This window comes from Magnetofaba australis IT-1 (assembly GCF_002109495.1).
Lineage (GTDB): Bacteria > Pseudomonadota > Magnetococcia > Magnetococcales > Magnetococcaceae > Magnetofaba > Magnetofaba australis.
In genome coordinates, this window is sequence record NZ_LVJN01000005.1 from 1 (window position 1) to 6,074 (window position 6,074).

Here is a 6,074-nt window from a genome sequence, read left to right on the forward strand (position 1 = left end):
GCGATGGCGGCGCGCCGCGCGCCGTGGTCGGACGGTGCGCCGCAGGCGGCAATCCAGGACCTTTATGCGCGCCCGCCAATCCCGGGCGCAGCAGCCGCGCATTGGCGTCCAGAGCAGGCGCGCCACGCGGCGTCGGGGCGCTCTGTTCCGCTGTCTCAGGCTCCTCGGCTTCCGGCGCGTCATCGCGGGAGGGAGCGCCCGGCGTGGGACGCAACAGACTCTTACCGCCGCCGCGGGATTTCGCCACCACGACTTTGAGAATCGGCTCCAGGTCCAGACGCAGCGCCTGTTTGGCGCGTTCGGCGTTGGTCTCCAGCGGCTTGGTGACGAAATCCAGCGCGCCTGCGTTGAGGCACTCCACAATGATGTTGGCGTTGGAGCGTGAGACCCCCGACACCATCACCACCGTCACATCCTTATGGTTGCGACTGATCTCCTTGAGCGTGGTCAGGCCGTCCATCACCGGCATCTCCACGTCCAGCAAAACCACGTCCGGCGCGTCCTCCTGGATCTTCTCCAGGGCCACCTTGCCATTGGGGGCGGACGCCACCACCATAATGCCGGGGATGGTCTCCGCCACTTTCTTCATGATCATGCGGTAGGTGATGGTGTCATCGACCACCATAACCTTCAATGCCTGGCTCATGATGCCTCAATCCGCTCGATACAGGTCAGTCACAGGTCCACGTGTAGACCGCTTCGGCAATATTGCCTTTTCCTGCATAGGTTAACCGCGTACACAGCGATTTAACAAGGGCAATGCCGCGCCCGCCGTGCCGAATATTGCCTTCCAATTCCGAATAGACGGCGTTGGGGTCAAATCCAGAGCCGGAATCCTCCACCCGAAAGTGAAACTCTCCGGCCAAATCGTTGCCAGTGTGACGAATTTGCAGACGAATCTCGCCCTCTTTGAGGTTGGCGAGCCGCTCGGCGCGCAGCGCATAGTAGTCGGCAAACCCCTGTGAGGCCTGTTTCAGATCCGTATCCAAATCCAGCAGGCCATGCTCCAAGGCGTTGGTGAACAGCTCCGAGAGGATGATAAAGAGTCGCTCGCGGTGGCCGATGGGCGCCTGAATCGAGGAGATGGCGTTAATGATGGTGGGCAGTGGATCCAACTGCCGCAGCAGATCGGCCTCAAAGTGAAATTCAATCTTCCAATCCGCAGGCGGAATCCGGCGTGTATGTTTGGCGGTGGTGGGTTGATCATGTCCCACCAGAGCGCGGCGCAGATCGATCTCCAGCAGCGTCACGTCGTCGCTCTGTTTGGCGTCGCCGCGGTGGGCGTTGATGGTCGACATGATGTGGTCGAACAGCTGATCCGGCGGCGTGGCGCCGTCCAGCAACCCCTCCAGTCGACTCAAGCCGAACATCTCGCCATCGGCGTTGACGGTCTCATTCAAGCCGTCGGAGAAGAGGTAGACCAACGCGTCATCCTCGAACTCCACCAGATCGGCGCTGCGATCCTCCGCCGAGAACGGCACAATGCCCAACGGCAGATTGTGCGAGGCCAGTTGGCGACTCAACCGTCCCTGGCCATCGACGATATAGATATCCGGCAGACCGCCGTTCCAGATCAACATGCTCTTCTGCCGCGCGTCCACTTCGATGAGGCAGGCGGCGCAGAACATGCGTTTGGGCAGCACCTCCAGCAACTTGGCGTTCATCTGCTCGACCAGGTCGGCGATGGCGTAGCCCTGCGCGGTGAGGTTGTAGAAGATCTCGGAGATGGGCAGCGCGCCCACCGCCGCCGACAACCCGTGGCCGGTGAAATCGCCCAGCATCACATATAGCGCCCCGGAGGGGGCGTAGCTGGCCATCAGCAGGTCGCCGTTGAACTGATCCATGGCCGCCGTCCAGTGCTTCAGACAGGGGGCTTCCTTCAGATTGCCGGCGCTGATGATGTTGGAGAACAGGAACCGTCCCACCTCCAGCTCCTGCTGGATGTGCTGCGCGTTCTGCTCCAATTGCGACTTCTGCTCTTCAAGGATGCGATGGAGCTGCTGAATTCGCTCCATGGCGCCGATCTTGGCTTGCAGAATGACGCGGTTGAACGGCTTGGTGAGGAAGTCGTCGCCACCGGCGTCAATGCACTTGACCAGCCCTTCATCATCGGTAACGGCGGTCAGAAAGATAATGGGGGTAAAGCGATCGCTGTCGTGCTGCTTGATCTGCCGCGCGGCCTCGTATCCGTTGAGCAGCGGCATGCGAATATCCATCAACACCAGATCGGGCTGATGCTCAATAAATGCTTCGACACCGTCTCGGCCATTGAACGCCGTCAGCACCTCGTGTCCATCGCGAACCAACAGACGATTGAGTATCGTACTGTTAATGCGATCATCATCGACAATGAGGATCTTCATCGATCAACGCGAGCCGATGCGACGCGCTGACTCACGTGATCTTGAACAGACGCTGGAAATTGGCGGTTTCCAGAATTTTGCGGATGTCCGGTTGGGCGTTGACGATTTCGATGTCCGCTTCATTGGCGCCGGCCTCTTCGCGCAGCAGCAGCAACATGCCCAGAGCGGAGGAGTCGATATACTCCGCGCCCGCCAGATCAATCACAAATTTGCGATTGGCGCCGCCGCCGTCCACTTCAACTTGATAGGCGGTGCGAAACTGCGAGTGCATCTCGAAGTTGAAACGCCCTTTGATGCTGATGACGGTTTGCGCGTTATCGCGCGTGACGGTGATGGTGCCTGACATGGTTGAATCGCCTCATGCAAGAGCGCGCGGCTGCGCGCAGACAAAAATCAACAGATTCCCCGACTCCGGCGCAAGCGCTGAAACGACGCTGGAGAAGCGCAAGGGAATCACATCCAGTGGCAAAGGCAGCGTTTCAATCAGCCGATTCAAGCTGGGTCGGCGCACTCCATTGGGACCCAGTTCGATGTGCAACCGCATGATTGAATGCGGACCGCTTGGATAGAACCGACGGGCGCTGCGCGTGCAATGATGAAAACTCAGGGCGCCTTCGAACAGGGCGCTTGGCGTTCGGATCAGCTTTGGCTGGGCTCCATGCCCAAAACCGACGCCACATTCAGAATCACCAGCAGATTGCGCTCAAACTCCACCACCCCATGCACGAAGTCGGCGGAGATGCCGCGCAAGTTGGCCGGCGGCGGTTGGATGTTGTCATCCACAATATCGCGCACGTCGCCCAGTTGGTCGACCACCAAGCCCACGGGATCCTGCCAGGGGCACTTGGCTTGGGCCAGTTCGCGATTGATCTGACCCACTTCGCTGCGAGTCTTCATGATCACGTTGTACTGTTTGGGTCGCTTGCCATTGACGGCTTTGGCCATGGCGTTGCGTTGTTGCTCCTCCGACCACCCTAGACGGGTTTTCAGATCGAACAGACTGATCACGCGACCGCGGATATTGAGCATGCCCCGAATGTAATCGGGCGCGCCCGGCACCGGCGTGCACTCCATGGAGCGGTTGATCTCCCGCACCAGGATGATGTCGATGCCCAAATAGAGATCGCCCAGGGTGAACGTGCTAACCAACATAGTCGTCAGGCTCCAAAAACCTCAGCGCCATGGTTGGCGCGGGCGGGGTTGGCGCGCCCGACCATCCCCAGGATGATCGGGCGCAAACGCTCAATACTCTTCTTCTTCCACTTCCTGCATGGAGGCCACGGTCATGAGCAGCTTCATCTTGTCCATGGTCGGCACGCAGTTGACAAACCCGGCCCGGGTGCAGCGATTCTCCAGGTCGGAGGAGATGGAGCTGGTGGTGGCGATCATGGGGATATCGGACAGCGGCGTGGTGGGAACCTCCGCCGCCAGTTCGAAGCCATCCATGATGGGCATGTTCAGATCGGTCACTAACAGATCGAAGAACTCTTCCTTCAGGTGGTTGATGGCCGACAGGCCATCTTCGCACTGCACCACATCGAAACCACAGCCGTTCAGATAGCTGCTGGTCAGCTCGCGCAGGAACGGGGTGTCGTCCACCACCAGCGCGCGCAGGCCCATGCCATTGACGGTGGGGGTGGGATGCGGCGTGGCGATGCCGGCGATGTCGAACACCGAATTGACATCGGGGAACAGCACCACGCGGTTATCGATCTGGGCGGAGCCGAACAGACCTTCGGCGCGAATGGCGCGGCAGTCCAGATCGATGGTGGTCTCGCGGGTGTCGATGATGCGTTTGAAGATGAGGCCCGCCTGCATATCGGGGATGTTGGGCACCACCATGCACAGATCGTTGTCCTCTTGGACGCCCTCTTCCAGCTCGTCGCCGTAGCCCATGGAGATGCCCATGCCCTCCAGACCCAACACGTGGTCGGGGTAGACCGCGCGGAAGGTCTTGCCGTCGTAGCGAACATAGGGTAGACCGCCGATGTTGTCGAGCAGGTTGGGCGGTATCTTCTCCACCCGCCTGACCATACTGTGCACAATGCCCATGATCAGGCCGGACTCGGTCTCCAGCAGAATGATGTTCTGCTTTTCGCGCAGGGCGGCGCGACGCTCGTCGTCCAGGTCCATGCGCGCGGCGCGTTCGACGTTGGAGAAGTTGATGTTGGCCTGCTCCATCACGCCGGCGTAGTCGATGATCAGGGAGACGGTGCCGTCGCCCAGAATCGTGGTGGCCGAGAAGCAGGGGTTGTCTTTGAAGAACGCAGGCAGCGGTTTCACCACGATCTCTTCGGAGTCCAGCACCTCGTCGACCACCATGCCGAACTCGTTGCCGCCCACGTTGAGCACCATGATGTAGGCCACCAGACCGCCGGCGTCGCGGCGGTCGTTGTTATCGCGCCGCTCATCGCCGCGCGGGGACTTCTCCGAGGTTGCCGGTTCCGGCGCAGGCTGTTTGGGCTTGGGATTGTCCTCGCCGTTGGCGGCGTCCTTGGCCTTTTGCGACTGCGCGCGGCGGTCGGACAGACGGTTGCGGCGGTCAGGGATGTCGGAGCCCGGGGGCCACACCCGTTGGATGCCCAGAACGTCGGCCAGGTCCACCAGCGGCAGCAGCATGTTGCGCAGACGCAGCACCGGCGCGTTGCCGACCATTTCGATCTGGTTGGCGCGGTCGGATTCGGCCACGCGCACGATCTCCACCAGACCGATTTCGGGGATGGCGAAGCGCTGCTTGCCCGCCGACACGATCATGGCGGGGATGATGGCCAGGGTCAGCGGCAGTTTGAGGATGATGCGCGTGCCCTTGCCCACCTTGGATTCGATGTGCACGGTGCCGCCCAACTTCTCAATGTTGGTGCGCACCACGTCCATGCCCACGCCGCGTCCAGAGACGTCGGAGACCTTCTTGGCCATGGAGAAGCCCGCGGCGAAGATCAGCCCCAGGGCGTCCTCTTCGGACATGGTGTCGGCCTGGCGTTCGGTGATCAGGCCTTTTTCCAGCGCCTTGGCTTTGATGCGGGTGGCGTCGATGCCGGCGCCGTCATCGGTCAAGGCGATGTTGACCATGCCGTTTTCGTGATACGCGGCCAGCTCCACCTGACCGGCTTCGGGCTTGGAGATCGCCAGGCGATCCTCCGGCGGCTCGATGCCGTGGTCGGCGACGTTGCGGATCATGTGGGTGAGCGGGTCGGAGAGGTGCTCAATGACCGATTTGTCCAGGTCAACGTCGCCGCCGCGCAGCTCCAGGTCGATCTTCTTGTTGAGCTTTTTGGCCAAGTCCCGAATGATGCGCGGGAATTTGTTGAACACCACGCTCACCGGCTGCATGCGCGCCTGCATCACCCGCTCCTGAATGCGGCTGGTGATGGAGTCGAGGTTCTGCACCAGGGAGGTGAAGTTGGGATAGGTGGTGGCCACTTCGGCGCTGGCGCGCACCAACTGGTTGCGCGCCAGCACCAATTCACCGGCGTTGTTGATCAGTTCGTCAAGCAGCGACACCGAAACGCGCAGCGTCTCTTCCACATTGGGCTGGCCGCCGCCAGAGGCTGCGGCTTTGGGCTTGTCGGCGTTTTTGCCGCCCTTATCGCCACGCTTGTTGTTTTTGGTGGGCTTGCGCAGCGCCGGTTTGCGCGGCGCATCGGAGAAGCCGCCCATCTCCATGGCGGCCATGGCGGCCGGATCCATGGCGGGGGCCGCCGCCGGGGCGGG

Annotated in this window: 5 protein-coding genes; all 5 read right to left on the reverse strand. The window is 61.3% G+C overall.

Going from position 1 to position 6,074, the window contains the following annotated elements; genetic code table 11:
- The coding region (locus MAIT1_RS00605; protein WP_143814579.1) for a response regulator at positions 1 to 646 on the reverse strand (646 nt) is incomplete at its 3' end.
- 25 nt (positions 647 to 671) lie between these two features.
- A complete protein-coding gene (locus MAIT1_RS00610) occupies positions 672 to 2,363 on the reverse strand; it encodes an ATP-binding SpoIIE family protein phosphatase (RefSeq protein WP_085440091.1) in 1,692 nt (563 codons plus the stop codon).
- A 31-nt stretch (positions 2,364 to 2,394) separates the two neighbouring features.
- On the reverse strand, positions 2,395 to 2,709 hold the full coding sequence (locus MAIT1_RS00615; RefSeq protein ID WP_085440092.1) for an STAS domain-containing protein: 315 nt from the start codon (positions 2,707 to 2,709) through the stop codon (positions 2,395 to 2,397).
- Positions 2,710 to 3,002: 293 nt separating this feature from the next.
- Complete coding sequence (locus MAIT1_RS00620) at positions 3,003 to 3,515, reverse strand: chemotaxis protein CheW (protein WP_085440093.1); 513 nt, start codon at positions 3,513 to 3,515, stop codon at positions 3,003 to 3,005.
- A 90-nt stretch (positions 3,516 to 3,605) separates the two neighbouring features.
- Positions 3,606 to 6,074 (reverse strand): hybrid sensor histidine kinase/response regulator (locus tag MAIT1_RS00625; protein WP_206745398.1); only part of this gene is annotated, 2,469 nt, incomplete at its 5' end.